Origin of the sequence: Sulfitobacter sp. HI0040 (assembly GCF_001634885.1) — a bacterium.
In the GTDB taxonomy this organism is placed as follows: Bacteria; Pseudomonadota; Alphaproteobacteria; order Rhodobacterales; family Rhodobacteraceae; genus Sulfitobacter.
Window position 1 is genome coordinate 1 of record NZ_LWEX01000203.1, and the last position, 1,167, is coordinate 1,167.

Annotated in this window: 2 protein-coding genes; both read left to right on the forward strand. The window is 65.3% G+C overall.

Annotation, left to right across the window (positions count from 1 at the left end):
* The first annotated feature begins 296 nt into the window (after positions 1-296).
* A complete protein-coding gene (locus tag A3728_RS12085) occupies positions 297-647 on the forward strand; it encodes an MbcA/ParS/Xre antitoxin family protein (RefSeq protein WP_067923924.1) in 351 nt (116 codons plus the stop codon).
* The gene (locus tag A3728_RS12090) at positions 647-1,159 is read left to right on the forward strand and encodes an RES family NAD+ phosphorylase (protein WP_067923927.1); all 513 of its coding nucleotides are present in this window, start codon (positions 647-649) and stop codon (positions 1,157-1,159) included. Before A3728_RS12085 ends, A3728_RS12090 begins: the two co-directional genes overlap by 1 nt.
* Positions 1,160-1,167 lie beyond the last annotated feature (8 nt).

Genomic DNA, 1,167 nt, shown 5'->3' on the forward strand with positions numbered 1-1,167 from the left:
GGGAGGCCGCCCCCGCCACGGGCGTAAAGGTGATCAGTCGTCTGCGGGAAAGATCGGGTTTTTTTGGCATCTCATGATTCCACTGAATTTCCGAGGCTCTGGTTCAATCCACGCGGGTGGGGCTTTGTTCCGAAAAACTTACAAAATCATACAACATGTACCACGGGCAAAGTTGCGGGCGCCTACATCCGCTTGATCAACCCACCGCCCCAAGCAAAGGCGGCGCCCTGCACTCCCCCTTGTAATTCGGCTATTTTGACGCTATATACCGTCATATCCACCGTATGGAGCCCATCATGCACCTCGTGAACTTTGCCGAAGGCGGCCAGTTCGAGCCGCGCAAGATCGCCGCCGCGCTGCGTACCTCCGCCGAAGAAATCGCCCTCACCGTCGGTCTGGGCAAGGACGCGCTCCAGCGGCGCACGCGCATCAGCTCCGACAAGACCCAGCGCCGCCTGCGCGAGCTGGTCGAGGTCCTCAACAAGGTGGAACCCCGCTTCGGCTCGGAGCTGATGGCCTATGCCTGGTACCGGTCCGAGCCCCTGCCCGGCTTTGACGGCCGCACCGCGATGCAGCTTGTGCAGGAAGGCAAGGCGCAGCAGGTGCTCGAATATATCGACGCGGTAGACGCTGGCGTCTTTGCCTGATGCCCCTGAAAAACGGGCGCCTCACCGGGCCGCTCTACCGCGCCCTCAACCCCGTCTATGCGCGCGACCCGCTTTCGGGGCGCGGCGCGGAACATTACGGCGGGCGCTTCAACGCCAAGGGCACCCCTGCCCTCTACACCGCGCTCGACCCCGCCGTCGCCCTGCGCGAAGCCAATCAGGTCGGGCACCTGCAACCCACCGTTCTGGTCTCCTACACCGCCGACCTCGGCCCCGTCTTCGACACGCGCGATCCGGCGGCGCTGGCCCGGCACGGCATATCCGAAAGCACCCTCGCCGATCCCGCTTGGCGCGCCCGGATGCTGGGGGGCCAGCCCGTGCCCACGCAGGATTTCGCCGCGCGCCTCATCGCCGATGGCTTCGCGGGCCTCCTGATCCGCAGCTACGCCAAGGGGGCCGTTGCCGGTGATCTCAACACCGTTCTGTGGCGCTGGACCGGCCCGGACTGTACCTTGCGCGTCGTCGACGACGAAGACCGCCTGACAAGGATGTGAGCGCCCTG

Excerpts from the sequence above, each read along its gene's own strand:
- A3728_RS12090 (WP_067923927.1), top strand. The coding sequence starts at position 647 with ATGCCCCTGAAAAACGGGCGCCTCACCGGGCCGCTCTACCGCGCCCTC.
- A3728_RS12085 (WP_067923924.1), top strand. The coding sequence starts at position 297 with ATGCACCTCGTGAACTTTGCCGAAGGCGGCCAGTTCGAGCCGCGCAAG.